This window comes from Planococcus faecalis, assembly GCF_002009235.1.
In the GTDB taxonomy this organism is placed as follows: domain Bacteria; phylum Bacillota; class Bacilli; order Bacillales_A; family Planococcaceae; genus Planococcus; species Planococcus kocurii.
The window spans coordinates 295,504-320,291 of record NZ_CP019401.1 but is presented as its reverse complement, the minus strand read 5'-3'; the positions used below and the strand labels follow the sequence as shown (position 1 = coordinate 320,291).

Annotated in this window: 22 protein-coding genes and 1 riboswitch; of the genes, 8 read left to right on the top strand and 14 right to left on the bottom strand. The window is 40.4% G+C overall.

From position 1 onward, the window contains the following. Nucleotides 1-122: 122 nt before the first annotated feature. A complete protein-coding gene (locus tag AJGP001_RS01685) occupies nucleotides 123-1,031 on the top strand; it encodes a proline dehydrogenase family protein (protein WP_071153419.1) in 909 nt (302 codons plus the stop codon). A 75-nt stretch (nucleotides 1,032-1,106) separates the two neighbouring features. Here the strand turns inward: AJGP001_RS01685 and AJGP001_RS01680 are convergent, their stop codons facing one another. Beyond that, nucleotides 1,107-2,054 (bottom strand): ring-cleaving dioxygenase, encoded by a 948-nt coding sequence (locus AJGP001_RS01680; protein ID WP_071153418.1) that lies wholly within the window; start codon nucleotides 2,052-2,054, stop codon nucleotides 1,107-1,109. A gap of 85 nt (nucleotides 2,055-2,139) precedes the next feature. Then, entirely contained in the window at nucleotides 2,140-2,901 is a 762-nt protein-coding gene (locus tag AJGP001_RS01675) for a hypothetical protein (protein WP_071153417.1), read from the bottom strand. A 267-nt stretch (nucleotides 2,902-3,168) separates the two neighbouring features. On the opposite strand from AJGP001_RS01675, the gene AJGP001_RS01670 reads away from it, so the two are divergent. Next, nucleotides 3,169-4,164 (top strand): alpha/beta hydrolase, encoded by a 996-nt coding sequence (locus tag AJGP001_RS01670; RefSeq protein ID WP_143039506.1) that lies wholly within the window; start codon nucleotides 3,169-3,171, stop codon nucleotides 4,162-4,164. A 42-nt stretch (nucleotides 4,165-4,206) separates the two neighbouring features. Here AJGP001_RS01670 and AJGP001_RS01665 read toward each other — a convergent pair whose 3' ends face one another. From AJGP001_RS01665 to AJGP001_RS01625, 9 genes are all read right to left on the bottom strand, one after another. Then, nucleotides 4,207-5,523: a nucleobase:cation symporter-2 family protein gene (locus tag AJGP001_RS01665; protein ID WP_151897504.1), complete on the bottom strand. Its 1,317-nt coding sequence runs from the start codon at nucleotides 5,521-5,523 to the stop codon at nucleotides 4,207-4,209. After that, entirely contained in the window at nucleotides 5,520-6,107 is a 588-nt protein-coding gene (locus AJGP001_RS01660) for a xanthine phosphoribosyltransferase (RefSeq protein WP_058386567.1), read from the bottom strand. Before AJGP001_RS01660 ends, AJGP001_RS01665 begins: the two co-directional genes overlap by 4 nt. Before the next feature lie 147 nt (nucleotides 6,108-6,254). Further along, nucleotides 6,255-6,356: riboswitch (purine riboswitch) on the bottom strand. Nucleotides 6,357-6,533: 177 nt separating this feature from the next. Next, nucleotides 6,534-7,148: a PH domain-containing protein gene (locus tag AJGP001_RS01655; RefSeq protein ID WP_058386568.1), complete on the bottom strand. Its 615-nt coding sequence runs from the start codon at nucleotides 7,146-7,148 to the stop codon at nucleotides 6,534-6,536. A 222-nt stretch (nucleotides 7,149-7,370) separates the two neighbouring features. Next, nucleotides 7,371-8,672 carry a DUF4139 domain-containing protein gene (locus AJGP001_RS01650; protein ID WP_071153416.1) on the bottom strand — a complete coding sequence of 434 codons (1,302 nt, stop codon included), beginning with the start codon at nucleotides 8,670-8,672 and terminating at the stop codon, nucleotides 7,371-7,373. 29 nt (nucleotides 8,673-8,701) lie between these two features. Beyond that, the gene (locus tag AJGP001_RS01645) at nucleotides 8,702-8,923 is read right to left on the bottom strand and encodes a hypothetical protein (protein WP_071153415.1); all 222 of its coding nucleotides are present in this window, start codon (nucleotides 8,921-8,923) and stop codon (nucleotides 8,702-8,704) included. Between the two features lie 134 nt (nucleotides 8,924-9,057). Then, the gene (locus AJGP001_RS01640; RefSeq protein ID WP_071153414.1) at nucleotides 9,058-10,722 is read right to left on the bottom strand and encodes a formate--tetrahydrofolate ligase; all 1,665 of its coding nucleotides are present in this window, start codon (nucleotides 10,720-10,722) and stop codon (nucleotides 9,058-9,060) included. Nucleotides 10,723-10,908: 186 nt separating this feature from the next. Next, nucleotides 10,909-11,871: a hypothetical protein gene (locus tag AJGP001_RS01635; protein WP_058386572.1), complete on the bottom strand. Its 963-nt coding sequence runs from the start codon at nucleotides 11,869-11,871 to the stop codon at nucleotides 10,909-10,911. A gap of 132 nt (nucleotides 11,872-12,003) precedes the next feature. Continuing rightward, nucleotides 12,004-12,393: a hotdog fold thioesterase gene (locus AJGP001_RS01630; RefSeq protein WP_418054999.1), complete on the bottom strand. Its 390-nt coding sequence runs from the start codon at nucleotides 12,391-12,393 to the stop codon at nucleotides 12,004-12,006. A 50-nt stretch (nucleotides 12,394-12,443) separates the two neighbouring features. After that, entirely contained in the window at nucleotides 12,444-14,000 is a 1,557-nt protein-coding gene (locus tag AJGP001_RS01625; RefSeq protein WP_071153413.1) for a fatty acid--CoA ligase, read from the bottom strand. Between the two features lie 432 nt (nucleotides 14,001-14,432). Here AJGP001_RS01625 and AJGP001_RS01620 point away from each other — a divergent pair, with 432 nt between their 5' ends. Together AJGP001_RS01620 and katA are read left to right on the top strand one after the other, a co-directional pair. Then, on the top strand, nucleotides 14,433-15,446 hold the full coding sequence (locus AJGP001_RS01620) for a C40 family peptidase (protein WP_071153412.1): 1,014 nt from the start codon (nucleotides 14,433-14,435) through the stop codon (nucleotides 15,444-15,446). Between the two features lie 421 nt (nucleotides 15,447-15,867). Continuing rightward, nucleotides 15,868-17,334, top strand: coding sequence for a catalase KatA (gene katA / locus AJGP001_RS01615; RefSeq protein WP_078080078.1), 1,467 nt, complete (start codon nucleotides 15,868-15,870; stop codon nucleotides 17,332-17,334). Between the two features lie 109 nt (nucleotides 17,335-17,443). Here katA and AJGP001_RS01610 read toward each other — a convergent pair whose 3' ends face one another. Continuing rightward, nucleotides 17,444-18,847: a protoporphyrinogen oxidase gene (locus AJGP001_RS01610; RefSeq protein ID WP_071153411.1), complete on the bottom strand. Its 1,404-nt coding sequence runs from the start codon at nucleotides 18,845-18,847 to the stop codon at nucleotides 17,444-17,446. Nucleotides 18,848-19,001: 154 nt separating this feature from the next. Here AJGP001_RS01610 and AJGP001_RS01605 point away from each other — a divergent pair, with 154 nt between their 5' ends. The 3 genes from AJGP001_RS01605 to AJGP001_RS01595 all read left to right on the top strand — a co-directional run bounded on the left by AJGP001_RS01605 (nucleotide 19,002) and on the right by AJGP001_RS01595 (nucleotide 21,815). Beyond that, nucleotides 19,002-19,559, top strand: a complete 558-nt coding sequence (locus AJGP001_RS01605) for a nitroreductase family protein (protein WP_078080807.1) — start codon at nucleotides 19,002-19,004, stop codon at nucleotides 19,557-19,559. 283 nt (nucleotides 19,560-19,842) lie between these two features. Next, the gene (locus AJGP001_RS01600) at nucleotides 19,843-21,273 is read left to right on the top strand and encodes an FAD-binding oxidoreductase (RefSeq protein WP_071153410.1); all 1,431 of its coding nucleotides are present in this window, start codon (nucleotides 19,843-19,845) and stop codon (nucleotides 21,271-21,273) included. Continuing rightward, a complete protein-coding gene (locus AJGP001_RS01595) occupies nucleotides 21,270-21,815 on the top strand; it encodes an MFS transporter (RefSeq protein WP_058386579.1) in 546 nt (181 codons plus the stop codon). Before AJGP001_RS01600 ends, AJGP001_RS01595 begins: the two co-directional genes overlap by 4 nt. Before the next feature lie 90 nt (nucleotides 21,816-21,905). On the opposite strand, the gene coaW is transcribed toward AJGP001_RS01595, so the two are convergent. Then, nucleotides 21,906-22,721 (bottom strand): type II pantothenate kinase, encoded by an 816-nt coding sequence (gene coaW, locus AJGP001_RS01590; RefSeq protein ID WP_071153409.1) that lies wholly within the window; start codon nucleotides 22,719-22,721, stop codon nucleotides 21,906-21,908. Between the two features lie 214 nt (nucleotides 22,722-22,935). Here coaW and AJGP001_RS01585 point away from each other — a divergent pair, with 214 nt between their 5' ends. Beyond that, nucleotides 22,936-23,412, top strand: a complete 477-nt coding sequence (locus tag AJGP001_RS01585) for a DUF948 domain-containing protein (protein ID WP_071153408.1) — start codon at nucleotides 22,936-22,938, stop codon at nucleotides 23,410-23,412. A gap of 282 nt (nucleotides 23,413-23,694) precedes the next feature. Here AJGP001_RS01585 and AJGP001_RS01580 read toward each other — a convergent pair whose 3' ends face one another. Beyond that, a complete protein-coding gene (locus AJGP001_RS01580; RefSeq protein ID WP_071153407.1) occupies nucleotides 23,695-24,543 on the bottom strand; it encodes a mechanosensitive ion channel family protein in 849 nt (282 codons plus the stop codon). Nucleotides 24,544-24,788 lie beyond the last annotated feature (245 nt).

Sequence of the window (24,788 nt, the reverse complement as noted above, 5' to 3'; positions counted from 1 at the left end):
GGTAATAATGGATTATACAGCAACTTCCTCCGGAAATTAGACTGTATTTCATTGAGCAGGGGATTTCCTGTTCTAAAGCTTGGCTATCGACGAAGTGTTTTAACAGTATAGGAGGAATTAAAGTGGGTGTAACAAAAAATTTCTTTATCGGGTTGTCCAAAAACCAAGCGTTAAATAGTGCCGCTAAAAAATGGGGATTGAAATTAGGCGCAGGAAAAGTCGTCGCTGGGACTGATATCAAGAGCATGATGCAGTCTGTAAAGGAACTGAATGCCAATGGAATTAGTGCCACAATCGATAGCTTAGGTGAATTCGTCCACACAGAAGAAGAAGCCACAAAAGCGAAAGAAGCCATATTAAAAACACTTGAAGCCATACAGATTTATGGCGTTAATGCACATATGTCTGTTAAATTAACACAAATCGGTTTGGACATTGACACGGCCTTTTGCCTAAAAAATATTCAGGAAATTGTAGCAGCTGCAGCTAATTATGATATTTTTATCAACTTAGATATGGAAGATTATGATCACTTGCAACAAACGCTTGATATTCTCAAAACGCTGCTCCAGGAATACGAAAATGTAGGTACCGTTATTCAAGCCTATCTGTTCCGTTCCGAAAAAGATGTGGAAAACCTGCAAAATGTACGACTTCGTCTCGTAAAAGGTGCTTACAAAGAAAGCGCAGAAGTTTCCTACCAAGAAAAGAAAGAAATTGATGAAAATTATTTAAAACTTATCAAAATTCATCTTCAAGCTCCTGGATATACGTCCATTGCGACTCATGACCACCATATCATTGAACAGGTAAAAGCATTTGTAAAAGAAAAAAATATTTCTCTAGACCGCTTTGAGTTCCAGATGTTATACGGATTCCGCTCAGAAATGCAAAAAGATTTGGCAAAAGAAGGATTTTCTTTCACCACTTATGTTCCTTTTGGTAAAGACTGGTATGCGTACTATATGAGACGGTTAGCCGAAAGACCTCAAAACATTAATTTGGCCTTAAAAAGTATGATTTCTAAATAATGACAAGAAGCACCTTCGAATTTTCCGAAGGTGCTTCTTGTTATCTAGCTTCTACTTTTAGGTGCTCACATGTTTTTACTTTTTTGATTTTAGATTTTTTACTCTAATAGGCGGCAGATTACGCTGAATATTTTTTCGATGTGTTTCGTATTGCTTGGGCAGCATTAACGCTTCGCCAAGGGATTCTTGGGGTTCGTCTATCGCAAATCCTGGTGGGTCCGTAGCGATTTCAAACAAGATGTCCCCGTATTCGCGGAAATAGATCGCGTTAAAATACTGTCGATCTTGAACAGGTGTTACGCCCAGCCCATAAGTTTCTATCTGCTCTTTCCAGTCTAGTTGATCTGCATCGTCTTTTGCACGCCAAGCAATGTGGTGGACAGTTCCAACGCCCATTTGTCCTGTACCTACTGGAGATAATTTCACATCAATGATATTACCGAGATCATTTGCTGCACGGAAACGCAATAAATCGTGTTCTTCTCCTATTTTTTCGAGTCCTAAAACGGTTTCTAACAATTCAGCTGTTTTTTCAGCATTAGCTGTATATAAAGTTGCACCTCCAAAACCTTTAATAGCCACATCTTCTGCCACTTCTTGAGTTTCCCAATTATTCAGTTGCCCGGATTGTCTTTCCACGAGTTCTAAATGAAGGCCATGTGGATCATCAAATGCTAAATACCGCTCTTCAAAGCGTGTTGTTTTTGAAAATGGAATCTCGAATTTTTGCAGTCTTTTTTCCCAGAAAGCTAAAGCTCCAGTCGGTACTGCGTAAGTAGTAACGCCGACTTGTCCATCTCCGATTTTCCCTTTGTACGCATTGCCCCATGGAAAAAAGGTGATGATGGTACCTGGTTTGGCGGTTTTATCACCGAAATACAGATGGTACGTATCGGGATCATCAAAATTCACTGTTTTTTTTACTAAACGCAAGCCTAATACACCCGCATAAAAATCCACATTTTCCTGAGGATCTCCCACAATAGCGGTAATGTGATGAATTCCCATTGATTTTTTTGTCATTCCGTAGCACTCCTTTAGTTAGTAACTCTATCTAGCATCTTACCATTTCACTATCTCGAATTAAAGATAGCTAGTGACCTGCCACTTATTCGGTTTCTTTTTCAGTATCTTGCTCCGGCATGTTGTCTTTAAATTCTTTTATTTGTTCTTTCTTTTGCTTTTTGACTTTCTTCAATGCTTCTTTGTCTTCTTGTTTGTCTTCTTCGATTTCTTGTTTCATTTCTTTTTCTTTAGATTTGGTAATATTCGAATTTTCCTGTTCTTCTTCTACTTGATCTTTTAAGTGTTCTTTAACTTCTTCAATTTTCTCTGAATCCTCTTTATATTGCTCTTCTACTTCTGAAGTAGAAGGCAGAAAAGGTTCGTCATTGTAATCCGTTCTTTTACCATAACGCAGCATTTCATAAATAATCAGACCGTTGTTCGGCATACCATTAGCCGTTTTCATTGGTACGGCATCAAATAATACGTAGTAAAACGCATAAAAGACAAATCGATTCCAAAACGTTGCTTGCTCTTCAAACAAGCCATTCGCTATCATGGCATTTAATGACACTGCTACTATTACATTGACTAGAATAGGACCTGCATAAAGTGCTATATAGGCAAACTTGCCTTCACGTTTTAGTGAATCGTACGAATACCAGCTATACAAATGATAATATTTTCGTACGTCGAACATCCCTATTTTGAAAATTCTTGGTCCTGAACCAATTGTCATCCTCGGGTTTTTCACTCCCAAAATCAAGCTCATCAGCAAATAACCTGATTCTCTCAAAAAGACAACGACGGGCAATATAATAAATGCAGAAATAATTAATGCAATTAAATCAGCTAATCCAAACATTCGCCCACTCCTTTCAGAAGCTTTAAAAGCCTCACCTCTTAATCTACCCGCCTTATGTTGCGTTCTGACATAAACATGATGACAAATACATTTCATTTTGATGAACTTAATTCTTTGGTCGCTATCTTTTTTCTGTTAGCATAGCTATTATATAGAGAAGTTGGACATAATTGGAATTGACGCATAGGACTTATTTAATCTATACCCAAATAGATAGCTATTCAATATAGGCCATTCAGTGAAATTTTAGTTTAAAGGAGAGCTATCGTGAGAGTAAAAATGGAACGCTTAACGCTAAAAAAATGGATTGTTTCTACTTTATTTATTACGTTTTTATTTGTTATGGTCATTTTTGAAGAAGTCACTGCTCCACCTGATGCTTTAGCTTCCATACAAATTACAGGTTCTGCTGCATTTAGCTCTCCACCTACTATTCATGAAATCACCGAACGAGTCACTCGTGTTAAAAACTTATCCTATAATTCTTCTAAAAATAGCTTGTTGGATATTTATTATCCCGAAAATGCACCTGCATCAATGCCAGTCATTTTATGGATACATGGTGGAGGGTACGTTGGTGGCTCTAAAGACAGTCGCCAGGATTATGCCATGGCTCTTGCAGATGCGGGCTACGTCGTGGCGAACATTGATTATGCGCTAGCTCCTGAATCGCTTTATCCCGGGCCTGTAGTACAAGCAAATCAAGCGCTTACTTATATGCAACTTCATGCTGCTGAATACGGTGGTGATATGAACCGAGTCTTTATCGGGGGTGACTCAGCAGGGGCTCAGATTGCTAGCCAAGTTGCTGCGCTTATGTCCAATACTGAATTGGCTGAAAAGATGGCCATTCAGCCGGCTATTTCCAATAGCCAGCTTCAAGGAGCCGTGTTGCTATGCGGCTTGTACAACTTAGATACAGTGAGAGCGACCGCTTTTCCAAACATTGATAAGTATTTAGCAGCTTATACAGGTGTGGAGCCTTTTGAATCGTTCTCGAAAATTGATGAACTTTCCACCGTTCAACATGTCAGTTCTAATTTCCCGCCTGTGTTCATTACAGTTGGCGATGCAGATCCTTTTGTATCTCAGTCAACCGAACTCGTTGACGTTTTGCAATCTCATGATATTCCAGTAAACTCTGTCTTTTTCGAAGGTACTCAAAAAAACCTGAAGCATGAATATCAATACGATTTAAGCATGGAAGACGCTCAAGAAACACTGCAAAAAACAATTCAATTTCTTTCTGTTCAGGGTGAATAAAAAATGAGCAAGTCGCGAACTCGCGACTTGCTCATTTTTTATTCACCCTTGGTTTATTGCATTATCTTTCACAGCTGCTGCTGCACGTTGACGATTTTTAGAAGGCAGCATATTGAAAAGAATATTTAAGACAATAGCGGTAACACTGCCGGCAACAATGCCATTGCTAGTCAAAATTTGAACGCTTGAAGGCAGTTGTATGAATAATTCAGGAACTACTGTCACGCCCAGACCAATTCCAACAGAACAGGCTATAATCATAGAATTATCTTGAGAATCCGTAACAACAGTGCTCAACATTTTAATACCTTGTGCAATAACCATACCAAACATCGCAATCATCGCTCCTCCGAGAACTGATGGAGGAATGATCGTTGTCACAGCAGCAATTTTCGGAACAAATCCAAGCGTCACCAACATAATAGCTGCAATGAAGATAATTTTTCGTGATTTAACACCAGACATTTGAATCAGACCGACATTTTGTGAAAAAGCAGTGTACGGGAACGAGTTAAAAATACCACCAAGAACAATGGCTAATCCCTCTGCACGATACCCTTTTGCTAAATCTTTTTCTTTAATGTTCTTTTTTGTAATGTCTCCAAGCGCAAAGTAAACGCCTGTCGATTCGACTAGTGACACCATCGCCACTAAAATCATTGTTAAAATAGCAGGTAATTCAAATGTCGGCATTCCAAAGTAAAAAGGCTCGACCATATGGAAGTACGAGGCATTGGCAATAGGAGAGAAATCCACTTTCCCAAGCAAGGTAGCAGCAATTGTCCCAACGACCAATCCTAAAAGAATCGCGATAGCTTTCATAAAACCGCTAGAGAATCTAAATAGAAAAACGATAAACAACAGCGTTCCAAAAGACAAAGCAATATTGGTTAGTGAACCGAAATCACTGGCACCTTGTCCACCGCCCATATTGTTGATTGCAACCGGAATTAACGTAATTCCGATTATGGTAACGACCGTACCCGTAACGACTGGTGGGAAGAACCGAACAAGACTTCCGAAAAATCCACTGATCAAAACGACAAATAATCCAGAAACAAGAATAGCACCATAAATAGCGGATATGCCATACTGTCCCCCAATAGCAATCATTGGTCCAACTGCTGTAAACGTACAGCCGAGCACCACCGGAAGTCCGATACCGAAAAAACGGTTGCTGACAATTTGAAGAATCGTCGCTACCCCACAAAGTAAAATATCAATGGCAACCAAATACGTTAGCTGTTCTGGCGTCAGTCCAAGTGCTTCTCCAACGATTAGCGGAACTAATACCGCTCCTGCATACATCGCTAATACATGCTGAAATCCTAAAGCCGTTTCGCCCAGCATCTTCTTCATTGCGTGTTAGCCTCCCCGAAAAATGACACTGTCCCATTCTCCAAAGACTCAATATTCGCCAATGTTTCCACGCGGATGCCACGTTCACGAAGCAATTTGCCTCCGGGCTGGAACCCTTTTTCAATAACGATACCGATGCCTGCAAGTTTAGCACCTGATTGTTCAACGATATCTAATAATCCAAGAGCTGCTTGACCATTAGCAAGAAAATCATCCATTACTAGGACTACATCATCTTGTTGAATAAAATCTTTTGATACAGAAATATCGTTAGTTTCATTTTTAGTGAATGAGTGGACACTAGCTGTGTACATATGATCAACCAATGTTAGCGATTTACGTTTTCTTGCAAATACGGCGGGTACGCCTAAAACTAACCCCGTCATCATCGCAGGTGCAATACCCGAAGACTCCAACGTTAAAATTTTTGTGATGCCATCATTTTTAAAACGCAATGCAAATTCTTCTCCAATTGCTTGCATTAATGGTGGATCAATTTGATGATTTAAAAATGAATCTACTTTTAATACCGATTCCGACAAGACTTTGCCGTCCGATAAGATTTTGTCCTGCAATTTTTTCATAACCGTCAGCTCCCTTTCTGTCACGGCTGAAGGCATGAAAAAAAGCCCTCAGAACGTGCATCCATCCATATCATGAGTGGAGCAATGTCCTTCGAGCTTGAATTCGAAAGGAAACAACAAGAATAGACACCTAAAAAGGCCCAATCCTTCTGTTTCGTTGCTTCTCATAGTCAGTTTATTTAAGGTAAACTGGTAGAAACTTGCGAGCCATATTCTCGCTGTTATATGAGTGAATCGTATTTGAATGGTCTTATTATAGCACGCTACTGTAGCTTTTCAAGCAAGCCTCGATTTAAAAAAGTATTCCATTTTTTCAGATAAAAACAGTTATCTAGTTCTTAGTAAATCATTTCTGGATTTTTTGGGATACTTCACTTTTATAACAAGAAAAAGATGGCTGTTGAGTTAGCAGCCATCTTTTCTCTATTAATTATTAATATACTTCTCAAACACATCTCCGAAATCTTTCACGTGGTATTGGTTGCGGACGGAAGTCATCCACGTAAAACCAAAATCAGTAAGCTTCGAATATTCGTCTCCTAACGCAACTTCACCCACTCGCGAGTTTTGTAAAATGGTAACGGCCTTGTTTAAGCTGTCATTTGCCATATTGATAATAATTTCGTTTTCGTGTGTGCTTTCAGCAATTCTCAATAACGATTTGTACAGGTCCGTTAACCGGTTTGCCTGTTGTTTTTGAACATCAATTTTAAAAGGTAGCGTTCCTACAGCAAAGGCAAGTTCAATATCCAAGTCGATTTTCCCAGCAGTTTCGAGAACAACATTTGAAATGGTGTGCTGAGAATAAGGGAAACGTCTTAATGTTCGTTTAGACGACATTGCACTTTCACCATCAACGTGAATGATTGCGAGATTTGTGAAGCAATATTCATCCGCCTTGGTCTTGATTAGAAAATAGATTTTCTCTCCGTCTTCGTGCATCACGTAGTCGTCAGAATCCGTTTTATCGAAATCTTGCGGGTCAATTATTTTTCCTATGTCCGATAAGCCAAGTGCTTCTGAAGCCATTTTTTTAAACATTTTACTCGTTCCCCTTTGCCTGTAAAGTAATAGTCGTTCGAGTTGATTTTATCAAAAAAACGAGCAGGGCGACATAATTATGCAGCTCTTCTTTTAGCTGATTTTTTGAAAAAAAGGTTCTATATCGGTCGAACTAAAGGAATAGTTTTACCTCATTGCGTAAGAAATCATCAAACCATAGAGCACAATGGAATCACTGTTTCCATTTACTATCGTTCACATTTATTGAATTTGTTCTTCAGTTCTTCTGTCCACTTTATAAGTGAACTCTACCTCTACTTTTTTACCTGCAGCTAGATGTACACGAAATTCCAGTTTATTGGACTGCTTTAATTCGTAATCATGACTAGACGATTCCATCTGCCAGATCTGTTCGAAAACCTGATGAGTCACTTCGATTCGTACAGATTCCAATTTTTTATTTTGCAACTCGTACACATAAGTTACGTAGTCAAAATGTCCACTTCTGCTGCGTTTTTTCTCCCGGCTTTCACTACTGATATCAAAAGCTTTTCCGATAGCTAACGATACTTTCTGCTGATTCGTTTTGTGGATCATGGCATCTTCTCCGATGAACTCCATTTCGTCATTACTGTCTTGCTCATATACTTTAACTATTCCTTTAGGTAGCGGAACACCTAGCTTGTTTTCCACGTTATTGTAAAACTCCACACGAACTTCTGCCTGCTGACTACCCGATTCAACTTTATAGACCTTTCGGAAATCTACTCCTTGTATTTTCATCAATCTGATTTGCTTTGTTTGATCCTGTAAAATGGTCACGGGGCGGGCCATACTATACATGTGGTAATCCTCGAAAGTGTGCTCTTCAAAAAAAGACTCCTCTTCCTCTGTAGCTGCAAATAGCCGCGCTTGTGCATGCAACGGGTGTGCCTCTTTGTATCGATTTACGTTTCCTGAAGTCAACTTGAGTCGGCTTTCGAAAAAATCGATCCCACTATCATTAGAAAGTTGAATCCAACTCGTGAGATTTAAATAAGATCCACGGATTTCCGCGACGTAGTTTGCTTGCCATTTTAATCCTTTTGTTAAATAAGAAATCCCCACTTCAGTAGCCGTTTCAACTGCCACGATCTTACATACTAACGTCGGTCTCATCAAAAGCCCCTCCGGCAGCGAAGGTAGGATCAACTGTCCAATCGGATCAATAGTGATTTCTCCGGTATCGAGTTGTTCCACAATAATGTTACCTGACGTGCTCAATAAACGAACTTTTATCGCTTCACCCAATTCTGCATTGTTTACAGTAATAACCTGACCGATATACCAGTCTAAGAGTTTTTCTTTGCTAATGAAGTTGGCACTATACGTTTTTTCTAGTACTTGGAGCCCTTCGATCAATACGGAATCTGCTTCAATCTCTGAAGCGACATCCAAAAATTGAATGTCAGTCACTGCTTTGTTTTCTGGAACCATCCGCTTTTCTTTGACCATTCCAAATCCATCGTTATAAACAATCAAACCTGAAGACGTCACTTGTTGGCGTGTTGATTGAAATTTCATCCAAATCTCTCCTTCCAAATCCAACTTGTCTAGCGGTTAAAATACGCTCTTACATAAGCAATGGTTCCCAATCGACATTGTTCTGTCAGAGGAGATTTTTTCGGATGCACGAGTTCTCCATACAGCAATCCCCCTAAAAATCTCAACTCTTCTTGGTACCACTGGTTTTTTTGGTGATCATAGACATCAATTTTGACATAAATCGCTGTTTCTCGTTCCACAAAATCGGTAACAGTAATTTGGCAGTCCATGTTGGTTCCTCCCGTTTTTTACTCTTCACTTTCCTTGTATTCTACCACCTCTCTCGATGATTGGCTTTTCATTTTTAATGATTGAATTTTTCTCCATCAAAAAAGACTCAGAGCTTTCGCCCGAGTCTTTGTTCTTAAAATAAACCAATTGCTTTGCCATCATTTGTTACATCCATCTTCAAAGCAGCAGGTTTTTTTGGTAAACCTGGCATCGTCATAATGTCGCCTGTTAGGCACACTAAAAATCCTGCGCCAAGTTTCGGCATAATTTCTCGTATGGTAATCGTAAAGCCTTCAGGACGACCTAATAATTTAGGTTGATCTGATAATGAGTATTGCGTTTTCGCCATACAAATCGGCAATGAATCCCAGCCGAATTTTTTCAATTCAACTAACTGCTTTTGCGCAACATCAGACAACTGAATGCCTGCGCCTCCGTAAACCTTTTGAACAATCGCACAAAGTTTGTCTTCAAATAGATCTTCTTCTTTATAAAGATAATGAAAGTCTGTTGGACGCTGCAATTCTTGTTTGACTAGCTTGGCTAAAGCAATTCCACCTTGCCCGCCCTTTTCCCATACTTCCGTTAGTGCAATGGCAACGCCTTCGATTTTTGCCCAGTCTAACACGACAGCTAACTCTGATTCGCCATCTCCTGCAAAGCGATTGAGTGCTACGACGGGTTCAATTCCGAATTGACGGATTGTGTCTACATGCTTCGCCAAATTGACCATACCGCGCTTGACGGCATCTGCATTTTCTTCTGACAACAGATCCTTTGTCACACCACCGTGCATTTTAAGCGCACGAACAGTTGCTACAATTACAACCGCATCCGGATGAAATCCACCTTTTCTGGATTTAATGTGCATGAATTTCTCAGCACCTAAATCTGCACCAAATCCTGCTTCTGTCACTACGATGTCCGCTATTCTTCTAGCTGTGTTCGTTGCAATGAGCGAGTTGCAGCCATGTGCAATATTGGCGAATGGTCCGCCATGTATAATAGCGGGCGTTCCTTCAATTGTCTGAACCAAGTTAGGCTTAAAGGCATCTTTCAACAATAAAGTTAACGCTCCTTCAACTTCAAGGTCTCTGACAGTTACCGGCTCTCTATCGTAAGTATACCCAATGACCATTTGTGCGAGTCGCTCTTTCAAATTCTCTAGCGAAGTCGCCAAACACAAAACCGCCATAATTTCTGAGGCTACAGTGATGTCAAAGCCATCTTGACGTGGCAAGCCTTGTCCAGGTCCACCAAGACCAATCGTTACTTGGCGTAGCGCGCGGTCATTGATGTCCAATGCTCTCTTCCACGTAATGCGACGCGGATCAATATTGAGGGTATTGCCTTGGTGTAAGTGATTATCAAGAAACGCAGCTAATGAATTATTGGCTGACGTGATGGCATGGATATCTCCCGTAAAATGCAAGTTTATATCTTCCATCGGTAGCACTTGTGCAAAGCCACCACCCGTTGCACCACCTTTTACACCCATGACCGGACCTAAAGATGGTTCACGGAGAGCTACTGCCACTGATTCATCCAATTGTTTAAAAGCATCCGCCAAACCTACCGTTACAGTAGACTTCCCTTCTCCAGCAGGTGTCGGACTAATTGCCGTTACTAGTACGACTTTCCCTAATTTTTCAACAGGTGGCAACTGATCTACATTGATTTTCGCTTTAAAATTCCCGTATAATTCCAAGGCTTCTTTAGAAATGCCCGCTTGTTCGGCAATTTCCAAAATCGGCAGTATAGTCGCTTTGCTCGCAATCGATAAATCAGTAAACGCCATGAATAAAATCCCAACTTTCAATTTTTTTATTTAGTATAACCTGTTTTTCAATAAAACAAAAAATAACCGCTTTTCTATCTTTCAGAAAAGCGGTTGATATGCACCGGTAAACAGAGCAGAATCCTTTAGTCTCTAAGATTTACAGACAGTTAAAATGTTGACTTTTTTTAAAAAGTAAATCTTGCATCAAAATCGCAAATCTCCGATAATGGCCAGTTCCGGAAAGTCTTCCTCCATTATTGCCAATAAACTATTTTCCTCTAGCTGATCATATAGCTCTTCTTCATCAGCTTTTTGGATTGTTTCCAAGCCTTCTGTTAGATCATGAAATTTCAGAATGTATTTTCTCTGATCGTCTTTAGTCAATACATAGACATCAAACGGCTTGTATTTTTTCACTTCACCCACATCTTGATGTTCCACGATTGATGCCGCGTCTAATTTATCGAAATGACTATAAAGAAAAGCTTCAGAACGTTTTTCTTCGGCTGAGATAAAACTCATCTTTGCGTAATGCCGGTTGATAAAGCGTTCCGACAAGCGTTGGTGGAACGAAATGGTTTCCCATTCCACATCGTTGCTGTACTTTTCAATAAAACGTTCCGATAAGACTTGGTGACGTGTAACGAGTAGCCAATCTACTTGATTTGCATGTCGATGAATTAACGGCATCGGCAAGTACTGATAGCGGCTCAGTTCATGCCACGCTAATTTGTTCTGATGCCTCTCCATAAACGCCGGCGACAAGCCCTTGGAATTCGCCAATTGTTGCTTCATGGAGACAAACTTCCAGTAGTCTCCAGCATCAAACGGTTTGCCTTCTTTTTCAACTAGCTTTTGCTGTTTTTTGCTGAGTTGTTCTACATTAATCGGCTGCCATTTCTTTTTAGTCCCATAATTTTCGATAAAACGTTCCGACAGTTTTTGCGCTTTAATAATATCTTCCCAAAATAAGCGACTTCTATACTTCTGTATGAAACTCTCGGATAATTCTTGATAGCGTGAAATCAGCTGCCAGTTAACTTGATCTAAATTTTCTTTAATAAAGTTCTCTGACAAGGATTCTTCTTGGCAAATTTGACTCCATGGAATCGAGCGTTTATCTTTCAAGTTTTTTGCTTCCATTAGTTCTACTAAAGAATTAAACATAGTAACCACTCTCTCTTTACAGTTTGTTACTGTCCATACTAACATGCCTTTCCGCGAAAAACTCACAATAGACATAGCAAAACCCTTGCCTCTAGAAATAGAGGCAAGGGTTTTGCTATGCGTCCTTATTCACTACTTTTTCATTTTAGCAATTGCTACAGTACATCTCGAAATACAAATCAATTTTTCATCTTCATCAACGATTTTAATATCCCAAACCATAGTTGTGCGTCCTTTATGGAGTGGCGTACCGATGGCGGTTACTATTCCGTCCTGCTTACCGCGCAGATGGTTGGCATTGATTTCTAACCCTACAGCGATTTCCGTTTCCTGATCGATTAAATTCCACGTTCCCATACTCGCAACCGTTTCAGCCAATACTACGGATGCACCTCCATGCAATAGCCCAAAAGGTTGATGAGTCGCTGCATGGACAGGCATCGTCGCTATGACTTTTTCTGGAGTAACCTCGGTTACTTCAATTCCTAATGCACCTAAAATAGTTTCTTTCATTGATTTCATTTGCACGTTAACATTCTCCTTGTCTGTATATCCCCTAGTTATTGTTATCCCTATTTATCGTCTTTGGCATAAAGTTCACGCAACAGAAATTTCTGTATTTTACCGCTGGCATTTCGTGGCAGTTCATCGACAAACTGGTAAGATCTGGGCCGCTTAAAGCGTGCAAGGTTGTTGTTATCGAGGCAATACTCTTCCAATTTCTCTTTAGTGAGTGATGTGTCTTTTGCAACAATAAATGCCATCACTGCTTCGCCCCATTTTTCATCGGGAATCCCTAAAACCGCAACATCTTGAACCATGTCGTGTTCATGAAGAGCATCTTCCACTTCACGCGGATAAATATTTTCTCCACCGCTAATAATCATGTCGTCAACTCGATCGGACACAAACAAATAGCCATCTTCATCCATATACCCTAAATCACTCGTATGGTACCACCCTTTATATAGCACACGGGCCGTTGCCTGCGGACGATGGAAATAACCACCCATCATGCTCGGTCCACGAACAATAATCTCTCCCACCTCAAATGCTGCTAATTTGTCATCGGGTTCAGAAGAACCTTGTTCTTGTGTCCGAACGATTCGAATTTCGTGGTTAAAAGCCGGTTTTCCAGCTGAGCCTGCTTTTGTCAACTGTTCATCTTCAGCAAGAAAGGTAATCGCTGGTCCCATTTCCGTTTGACCATAAGCTTGGATCAATGCAATTCCCAGTACTTCTTTAACTCGCTTTACGAGTACAGGCGCCATCGGAGCTGCTCCATACAGCCCGCGCTGCAAAGTTTTCACTTTAGATGCGGCTCCTTCTAATTCGGTCATCATGCTCCACATTGTCGGCACAGCAAACATAACCGTAACTCTTTCGTTTTCAATGGTCTCGATTGCCGTCTGCGGATTAAATTGATGCATGATAATACTTGAAGCGCCGGCCTGGACGCGTGGAATAACGCAGCAATGTAATTCTGCACAATGAAACATGGGTGCGACGACTAACCCCACATCATTCTTCGTATACTTTAACATTGCAATGCACGTCATACTTTGTTCCGCCATGTTGCGGTGGTAGTGAATTACTCCTTTTGGTCGTCCTGTTGTGCCACTTGTATACATAATCGCGTAAATATCCATTTCATCTACTTCTACAAGCGGATCTGTTGCAGACGCCGCATTGACTTGTTCCCGATAACTTATTGCGTAAGTAGGAACCGTATCGTCTATAAACCAAAATTGAATACTCGGAAACTGGGAAGCTATTTTCTCAACTGTATCTTTTAAAGCTTCTTCAAAAAGAACGATTTCTGGTGTCGCGTCATTTAGAATATAAGCTAACTCTTCGGGCTTTAAACGAAAATTAATGGGATTGAAAACGGCTCCTATTTTTGCACAAGCAAATAAAGCAGTAGGCAATTCACTATTATTGAAAAGAAAACTTGAAACACGATCTCCTTTACAGACACCTGCAGCAATTAGCGCATTTGCTAAACGATGAACTTCATCACTCCACTGCGAATAGGTCCACCTTTTCTCTCTTCTCATATCTACCAGCGCTTCTTTATTTGGATACATGCTTACTGTCTGATCGAATACTTTGCCAAGTGTTGCATACATTTTGTGCTCCTCCTTTTGATGAAACCATTTGTTCTATCAAATCAACTATATGATGTCAGAAAAAACCCAATATTGCAACAACTCTAAATCTATCTTAAATCAAGGCATTAACTGGACGATGTCTATATCACCTGTCGCTGTTGCAAACGATTAATTTAATATATTTTTTTGCAATAAACAATCATCTAACAAGAGCTATTAACTTTTATTAAAACTGACCGATATTATTTTGTGTAGGACCTACGTCTGCCTATAATTCTTCAACTAAACATTCCTTATTTAAAGATTTAAAATCAAATTATCGTTACTTTTATTTTTGTAACACAAATGTAATATTGATTCTTATTGCCTATATTGAATTAATTATATAGAATTAAGAAAATTACAAAAACAATAAACTAAATAAACAAGATTAGAAAAAGGGGCTTGAGAATGAGAAGAGTTATTTTTACTTTAGTTGCTGCTACTGCATTATCGATGGCGATCGGGGCTTCCAACACAGAAGCAAGTACATATACCGTTAAACCAGGAGACACATTATGGAAGATCGCTTCTAGTAATAAGGTTTCAGTTGATCAGCTGTTATCGTGGAATAAGTTACCATCTACTTCGATTCATCCAAATCAGACCATCAAAGTCGCAGCTACTTCGGCTACCGCTCCACCAAAAAATACCGGAACTAAAGCACCAGTAATCTCTACTAGTACATATACAGTCAAAGCCGGGGACACTTTGTCACAGATAGCTCGAATTCACAGTACCAACGTGAGCTCTATTCAAAAATTGAATCAGCTACCTGATAGCAATATACGTCCCGGCCAAAAGCTAACAGTCAGCGGCAAGGCGCAAGCTAGCACACCAACAGTTACTAAACCCAATACATACCGCGTAACGAGTGGAGACACATTAACAACTATTGCAAAGCGGCACGGTGTTTCCGTTTCGCAATTAATGAGTTCTAACAGCTTAAAAACAAGTTCGATTCGTCTGGGCCAAGTTTTAATAATTGATGGCAGTTCAGCCACTGGTCAACTGGTTACCGTTTCGAAACCAACTACTACTGCGCCTAGTTCTGGAGCCATTTCTACAGTTATTGCTATAGCCAACTCTTCAATAGGTACCCCTTATAAATGGGGAGGAGCTGCACCAGGTGGATTTGATTGTAGCGGCTTTATTTATTACGCATACAATCAGGCAGGATTCAACGTTCCAAGAACCAGTACAACAGGCTTTGACGCAATTTCTTCTCCTGTGAGTTCTCCACAAATTGGCGATTTAGTATTCTTTAAAAATACGTATCGGGCCGGAATTTCACATATGGGTATTTTTATTGGGAACAATAGCTTTATTCATGCAGGTGGCGATCGTGTTCAAGTGACAAGTCTAAATGACAGCTACTGGGGTTCACACTTCGATAGCTTCCAACGCCTAAATGTTACGAAATAAAAATACAAACAGTACCCGTCCAACAGGTACTGTTTTAGCTTGTAGACAAAAGAATACTTATTCATTTTTTGTCTACACCTAGGATTCTCCGCACCAAGTGGACGCTTTGCGACGAAGCTAGCGCAGCGATGCAGGAGAATGGGTTTTCAGTGACGAGGAGACTGAAGCTGAGCCCACGGAAAGTAAAGTGGCCAGCCCAGTTGGAGATTATACATCACTATTCAGTTTAATAAGACTTTGTCTATAGTCTGAAACAGTACCCGTCCAACCGGTACTGTTTTTTTGCACACATTCAATGGCTCATTAGATATAGAAACTCCTTAATTATAGTTATTATCATTTAGTATTGATTTTAATTTAAAGGGTGATATGATTAGAGGTATAGTGTTTATATTAAAATAGAAAATGGGGTGTTCGATTTATGACTACGAACAAAACAGGTTTAACAACTAGCTGGGGGGCTCCAGTAGGAGACAACCAAAATTCTCAAACCGCCGGACAACGCGGTCCCATTCTTTTGCAGGACGTTCATCTTCTTGAAAAGCTTGCACATTTCAACAGAGAACGTATTCCTGAGCGTGTAGTTCATGCAAAAGGAACAGGCGCACACGGTTATTTCGAAGTAACTCAAGACGTTTCAACATATACGAAAGCGGCTTTTTTATCGGAAGTTGGTAAGAAAACAGAGATGTTTGCACGCTTTTCAACTGTTGCTGGTGAACTAGGCTCAGCGGATACAGTTCGCGACCCACGTGGCTTTTCTTTAAAGTTCTACACAGAAGAAGGAAACTATGATTTAGTCGGTAATAATACGCCAATCTTCTTTATCCAAGACGCGATTAAATTTCCGGACTTTATCCACACACAAAAGCGCGATCCACGTACTCACTTGAAAAACCCTAACGCAGTGTGGGACTTTTGGTCATTGTCACCAGAATCATTGCACCAAGTAACTTATTTGATGGGTGACCGCGGAATTCCCGCTACACTTCGTCATATGCACGGTTTTGGGAGCCATACATTCAAATGGACCAACGCTGAAGGTGAGTCGGTTTGGGTCAAGTACCATATGTTAACTGAACAAGGCATTCAAAACATCACACAAGAAGTTGCTGACAAAATCGCTGGCGAAAATCCTGATTTCCATACAGAAGACCTTTTCAATTCAATTGAAGAAGGCGACTTCCCTGCTTGGAAAATGTATGTACAAGTTATGCCTTTAGAAGATGCCAACACATACCGCTTTGATCCATTCGATGTGACTAAAACATGGTCTCATAAAGACTATCCACTAATGGAAGTTGGCCGCATGGTACTTAACCGCAACCCCGAAAATTATTTTGCTGAAGTTGAGCAAGCTACTTTCTCTCCAGGCACTTTGGTTCCGGGTATCGACGTATCTCCAGACAAAATGCTGCAAGGCCGTTTGTTCGCATACCACGATGCACATCGCTACCGTGTAGGTGCTAATCACCAAATGCTGCCAATTAATGCAGCGAAAAACCAAGTGAATAATTACCAACGCGACGGCCAAATGAACTTTGGCAACAACGGTGGTGGTTCTGTCTACTACGAGCCGAATAGTTATGGGGGTCCTACTGAAACTGCAGCTGCTAAACCAGCTCCACTTGAAGTATCTGGCGTAACTGATTCGGTGCCTTATTACAAAGAGGATTATTACACACAGCCAGGCGATCTTTACCGCTTGCAAAGTGCTGAAGAACAACAACGTCTTGTTGCAACTTTCGTTGGCGGCTTAAATGCTGTTGACAAAGAAGACATTAAACTTCGTCAAATCAGCCATTTGTATAAAGCAGATGCTGAATTTGGTACACGCGTTGCTGAAGGTCTTGGTCTTGCGGTTCCAGATCTTACAGAAATAAAATAAGTACTTGATAATATCATTTCTATTTTCTCAATTAGCCGTTTATCCAAAATGTGGATAAACGGCTTTTTATTGTTTTAAACCTAAAAAAAGACCATTGCTGGCCTTTTTTCTACTCTTCAATTTGATCGGCTAAATTATTAGCGATAATTTCTGCCAGATCGGAGCCATTTTGAATACACGCTCCGATTCCGACACCAAAATAAGAGGAACCTGCTAATTTAATACCCGGTACCAATTCTTCCATTTTCAATTCTAACGCACTAAGAGCTGTTTTATGGCCCATGTGATAATTTGGCATTAAGTTTTTCCAACCAGTCACTTCGACAGCCAAAGGTACATCTTCAATTCCTAAGCTTTTGCGGACATCTTCCATCGCTACCGCTGTCAATTCTTCTTTTGTTAAACTCTTTAACCTACCGTAAGATGGGTGTGAACTCTTGTAAAATAGGCGCACGAGTAATTTATGGTTTGTGGACGTATGACGCCACTTCCGACTCGTCCACGTACAAGCATTGCAATGCAAATCACTTTCCTGCGACACAATGAATCCCGTCCCATCTTCAGGCAGTCGATCATCTGGAATATCAAATCCAAGATAGACACTTATCAAGGACGAATTCAAAAACTCATCAAATTCCGTGTCCAGCTCCGCTATTTCTAAAAGTTGCTGCGCTACTTGATGAGGCGTTGCTAAAATTACATAATTTGCTTCTATTGTCTCGCCGTCTTCAAGCTCTATTCGGTAGTGTGCCGCTTCTTTTTTGACGGCTTTGGTTCCAACTCCCTTAATTATACGGGCATGTTGTAACTTATTTTCCAATTCGTCGATTAACACCTGCATACCGCCATCAAATGAGATAAATTTTTTATTGACCGCACCTTGGAAAAATTCTTTATTGGCTTCGAATCCTTTTATAATACTGCCATACTTATTTTTGTAATCAACCAAATAAGGCAATGTCGATGCCAAGGTCAATTCGTGAAGGTTTCCAGAATAGACTCCCGATAACACAGGCGCAATCTGATTTTCAACCAATTCTTTTCCTAAGAAAGCTTGGAGAAAATCCCCAATTGAGCTATCCCGCGTAAAGCTTTCGTTCATACTATCTAAATCTTCTAACGCTCTCTTTTTGCCGTCGTCAGAAACAAGCGTCGAACTAAACAAAGCCTCTTTACTCATCGGAATACCAAAAACAGTATCTTTCGGAATAGCATGCAGGACATTATTGGCATATAAATACGAAATTCCAGTGCCGTTGTAAACCATCCGTTTTTCCAAGCCTAACTCTTCTATTAGTGGCAGAACACTGGCATGACGTGCAACGATAGAATCTGCCCCGACTTCCATTACAAATTCCGAGTCTTTCACCGTTTTGATCTTCCCGCCTAAGTGTTCCTTTTCTTCAATCAGTACTAACTCCATATCGAGATGTTCTTTCAGGTTTAGTTTTTGTAAATAATACATTGCGGAAAGACCCGTAATTCCCCCGCCGACTACAACAATTTTTTTCAACTCAATCCACTCCTTGCCTATACTTATATTCTACCAACACTTTCAGTTGTCAGCCTAATTGTTCATGTCTTTTTTGATACACTTTTAATCTCTCTGCGTGTTAGGATAAAGAATAGATAACCGCATTTTTTGCGAAAGGGAGAGACGTTTAATGATGAACGCTATTGATCAGAATATCATAGAAAGACGCTCCATCAAGAAATTTAAGGATGATGCGATCAACGTGGAAGAAATTATCGAACTACTGAATGTCGCCAAATGGGCGCCTAATCATAAAGTTAATGAGCCGTGGCGCTTTCAATTGTATACAGCTGCTGGGAAAGAAAAATTCGTTGAAGCTTTTATGGAAGCTATGCGAACGCCTGAAGGTGAAATTCCACCAAAAGCGCTAAACAAAGCCGACTACTTCCGGAGTATTCCACTTCATTTGGTTGTCGTTATGCCTGAAGATCCAAGGCAACGAAGATGGGACGAAGACTACGGTGCAGTTTCATCGATGCTTCAAAATTTCCAACTGGCTGCATGGCAACGCGGCATTGGTATGATTTGGCGTTCTAACGACTGGATCTACAACCCTGTATTCCGTGAAGCCCTTGGTGTAAAACCAGGCGAAAAAATTATTGCTACTATGATGATTGGGTACCCTGCTCATATTCCGGCAAAACAACAACGCACTGATATCCGTGAAAAACTGACAATTATTAGTGAATAGCATCGTTAAGCTTGTTTTCTAAAGCTCCTCCCATTATTGGGATAGTTCACTTTTTTAATATTGAAAAGTATATTTTTTATGAATAATGGTAAGTTAGCTACTTATTTAACCCGATACAAAAGAGATGCTGCAGCCTGCAACATCTCTTTTTATTTGCAACAACTCGGACACGATCAATAAAATTAAAATTCCTACTACTATTTACTAATTAGTGGAACTATTTCAATTAATAACGGTCTTATAGAGAAAGTGCGGAGAGTCTAAAAAAAAGGGTGAAGGCATTATGAAAGCTGCATGGATAATCCTTATCTACCTATCTGTTTTCGGCTTGTCTATTTATTTATATGCCACACAACTAAACGGCCCTGCAACTGAACTACATCAACGACTTTTACCTGTCGAGATCAAAACAGTCCGGTCAGGTACGACTGACGATGAGCTTCAGAAAATTGTTCGAGAAGCAAAGAAAACTGAAGAGGTTCTCTCAATCGCAGGCATGCAACATAGCCAAGGCGGACAGACAGTTTATCCGAACGGTATCATGATGGATATGAAGCCGTACAACCAAATAGTCAACGTTGATAAAGCAGCAAAAACGGTGACTGTGCAAAGTGGAGCAACGTGGGCAGACATTCAAGAAGCCATCAATCCTTATGGCTTTTCACTAAAGGTAAGTCAATCGCAAAACATCTTCACTGTTGGTGGTTCACTGAGCGTGAATGCACATGGCTTGGACATTCGGAATGGTGGATTGACTGATACGGTTTCTTCAATGCGTCTAATAGATGCTAACGGGGATATTATCAAACTAAGCCCTACTGAAAATAGCGAGTTGTTTTATGCGGTTCTTGGTGGCTATGGTTTGTTTGGTATTATTCTAGACGTCACCCTACAGCTGACTGATGATGAGTTGTATAAAACCGATACGGCAAGCATGTCCTATCGCGATTACCCATCTTATTTCAAGCAACACGTACACAACGATCCCGATGCCAAAATGCACCTAGCTCGAATTTCAATTGCTCCAGAATCTTTTATGGAAGACATGTACACCATTACGTACAAGTCAGCTCAAGATCAACAAAAGCTTGCTCAATACCAAAAGCTGAAAACCGAAAACCTAGTAGCAGTACCGAAGTTTTTCTTAGGGCTGTCACGTATTAATGATGCTGGAAAAGACAGCTTTTGGAATGCACAAAAAACCTATACACAACAAATCGATGGCAATCTCGTATCGCGAAACAATGTTATGCGATCCGATTCTGAGTTCATGGAGTACGACAATAGCCGAAGAATCGAAATTTTACAGGAGTATTTTGTTCCTGTAGATCAATTTGAAAACTATATTCCGGCATTAAAAGCAGTTCTTGAAAACAGTCCTGACTTTAATTTAGTAAACGTCACGATCCGTTATGTGGAGAAAAATGAGGATGCCGTTTTATCTTATGCAAAAGAAGACATGTTTTCACTGGTACTGCTCATTAACCAAGGAACCGATGCAAAAAGTGTAAAAGAAACAGAAAAGGTCGTTCAGGATATGATTGATGTGACACTCGCACACGACGGTAGTTATTATTTACCTTATTTCGGCTACCCAACAAAATCTCAAATGCAAGAAGCTTATCCGAGAACCAAGGAATTCTTTGAGTTGAAAGACCAATTTGATCCGGATCACCGCTTTATGAATCTCTTTTATGAGGAGTATCGGCCATGAACTATAAACGTTTTATTTATTATCAAGGCACAATCGGCATGGCGTCCAGTATGATTTTCCCTTTCTACATTTTACTGATTCGCAATGTTGGCGACAGCTATGCTCAGTTTGGCTGGGCATATGGCTTGTTCGCGTTGACGGCTGCTCTTTGTTATCCGCTGATTGGGAAATACGCTGACCAAGTTGGCGATAAAACGTTACTTTTTGTTTATTCTTGGGGAATGGCGATTCTTTTGCTATTTTTCCCACTAGCTTCTGAAGTTTGGCACGTGTATATTCTACAAGTTCTCATGGGGATGCTGGGTGCTGTCCAGAAAAACTCTGAAAAAACGGTCTTAGCACGCTATGTTACAAAAGAAATGGCTGGCACGCAAATCGGCCACTATCACGTCTGGACTTCTGTCGCTGCAGCTGTTGCTATTATTGCTACGGGTTATCTCGTTGATTTTCTAACGATTGCCAGTATTTTTTATGTAGCATCCGTCATCTTTGCCTGGAGCGGTTTAATGCTAATGAAATTAAAGTCTGTCGAGGTATCATAAGCTGTTGACTATGTTGAATGTAACATTGCCAAACTAAAGACGTCTATGCACCCATCTTGATGGCTGCATAGACGTCTTTTTAACAGGTAACTAACCCCTTTTTTTAGCTAACGAAGACATCGCTCCCATCGCTCCTGAAAATTCCCCATTATTGAGAAATACAGGAACAGAGCCGCGCAAAATCGTATAGCTTGTCACTACTTCTTTCAGTAACGGATTGTCGATAAAAGAAGAGCCGATATAAACGATGGTCGAGCTTCTACATTGTCGAGCCGCTTGTACACTCACTGTGCTGACTGTTTCACCAACTAAACCAATAACCGTCGCTAATAGCTCTTCTTTCGTCAAATCTTTTGAAATGGCAAACAAGTTTTGTCCAAAGTTACTAGCTGTCAGCTCTCCTGAGATAGGAGGCTCTTTGCCTTCATAGATATGCTTAACTTTCAAATCGATTCGTTCACGGGAACCTTGTCTGGCTAGAGAAACAATTTCGTCGTAGCGGGTAACACCGGTCAACAAATGGCTCAAGCCAATCAACGTTCCTCCACCAACACCCGTGCCGCCCAAACGTTCATGGACATTATCTTGAATGCAGTGGATAGAAGTGCCGGTTCCAACATTCGTCACCAAATAAGCATCTTCTAAACGACCCATCTCTTTGAGAAGAACTTGTACACCTAGATGAGTAGCTTCAAACTCGACCATTTCCTGTGCTGGTTGGTTGAGCAAAGAAACCAGTACGCCCGACCTTCCACCTGTTACACAAACTTCACTGTCACCAAGGCCGTTTACCCAGTCGGCAACTTGCTCAATTTCAGCAATTGGGTGTTTTTCAAAATGGATTTCCCCTTTGTTGGTATACGCCACTTTGATTAACGTACCGCCTGCATCTATTCCAACAATCATTTCCGCACCTGCTCTTTCTCGCATCTCCCTAGAAAAATGCCAGATAATATTATAGACATATGATGAAATTCTACCATACTCATTTATATTATGGGAAAGGTTTCAAATGCGCTCTAGAAATGAAAATTCTTTTCTTCTATAATAGGATGTTAATCACTGAAGTTTAACGGGTATAACATACTCAAGACATGAATGGAATAGAGGAGGAAAAAAGATGGACTATGCACTGTGGCTTTACATAGCACTCGCAATCTTTGTCGTGGCACTGATCATCGCAATTATTGGTGTGGTTATGCTGATAGTAGGCATGAAAGAACCGCTGAAAAAGATGAAAGGTTCCGCCAACAATTTAACAGATCGAATGGGCAAACTTCAACTCGAAACAACAAGTCTGTCACACAATGCCAACGAGCTGAAAGAAGATATGCAAATGAAATCCGAAAAAATCACTGCTTTGATTGATGCCGGAAAAGGTACCGTGAACTCAGTTATCGACTTAAATGCTTCAGTTCGGGCAATTACAGGAAATATTGCATCACGCGTAGACCATAATCGAGACAATATTGCGGAAGTTAACCAGTGGAGCAACGGAGCGATGAAGCTACTCGTTGCATTGGAAAACCGCAATATAACCAAAAGAAGCGACGTTACTCATTCTTCAACTTCCTTCTCTGATACTAAACACTATTAGTAAATAAGTAATCGGACGTAAAAAGGCAGCCATTTTGGCTGCCTTTTTCACTACCTCAAAAATGTTTTTATCGCTTTTTTTATTTCTGTTTATATCGGTTGAACTAGTGATTTCCAGTTGCTAAGGATTTGCGCCATATCTTCTCGTTCACAACGAAAAAATAGACACTACCTTCTTACTCAACAAGTTACTTAGCGCCGGCGCGTCCACGGGATGGCTTCTTGCCGGAGCTGTGCCCAAAGCGACCGAAGCGGGGGTTCTATTGTCCAACTTATACTGCAGTTAACTTTCTAAAGACCCACCATTTTTTTGGATATTTACTTGATGAGGAAATGGAATTTCAATACCGTTTGTATCCAACGCCTCTTTAATAGCTTTACGCAAATGGCGCTCTACCGCCCACTGCTCGCCGTTTTTTGCTTTTGCAATAACGCGTAAAGTCACGTCCGACGCACCAAATGCCTGTACCCCAATAACATCAGGTCCTTCAACGATTCCTACGTCTTCGGTTGCCACATGCGTGCAAGCTGCTTGTATGACTGCCATCGCTTCGTCAATGTTTTCATCGTAGGAGATACCAATATCGACTAACGCTCGCATATTACCACGCGAATGATTGCTGACTGTCATAATGTCCCGGTTCGGAATATAGTTCAAGGTGCCATCAAAACTGCGGATCTTTGTTGTTCTTAATCCGACTGCTTCCACAATGCCATCGATACTCCCAACCGTTACGTAATCATTAACATCCAGTTGTTTTTCGAGCAATAAAAAGAACCCTGTAACCACGTCACTAACAAGTCCCTGCGCTCCGAAACCTATCGCCAGTCCAATAATCCCCGCGCCCGCAATGAGACTTGCAACAGACAAACCGAATATATTGAATACGGTAGTCACCAATATAAAAATTAAAATGTAAGAGAAAATATTTTCAGATAAGCTCTGAAGCGTTAACGCACGACCTTTTGTAACGTCCCCTTTTACTAACAGCTTATCGAAGAAACGATCTATTAGTTTTTTCCCAATCGCTCTTACTAAAACAAAAGCAACTAAAATCCCAATAATTTGAGCTGCAATTACTCCTGCGCCAAAAAGAAGCGCTTCCCAATCAAAATTCTTAACATCTAACAAAAAATCATCCCTTCTTTTTTGTGGTAAAGCACTATCTTTATACCACAATCGTATTCCATACTCATATTCCTTTATAACATAGATGGAGAGTTGATTTCATTTCTGGGTAATGTTTTTTGGTTTCTTTTCTTTTGCAAACTCTTCACTTACCGTATCTTCAGTAATATATTGTGAGAAATTTAGTTTGTCTCCTGAAATGAGAGTTTCAACCTTATACATAAGCCACCTCAAAAAAGACATCAGAT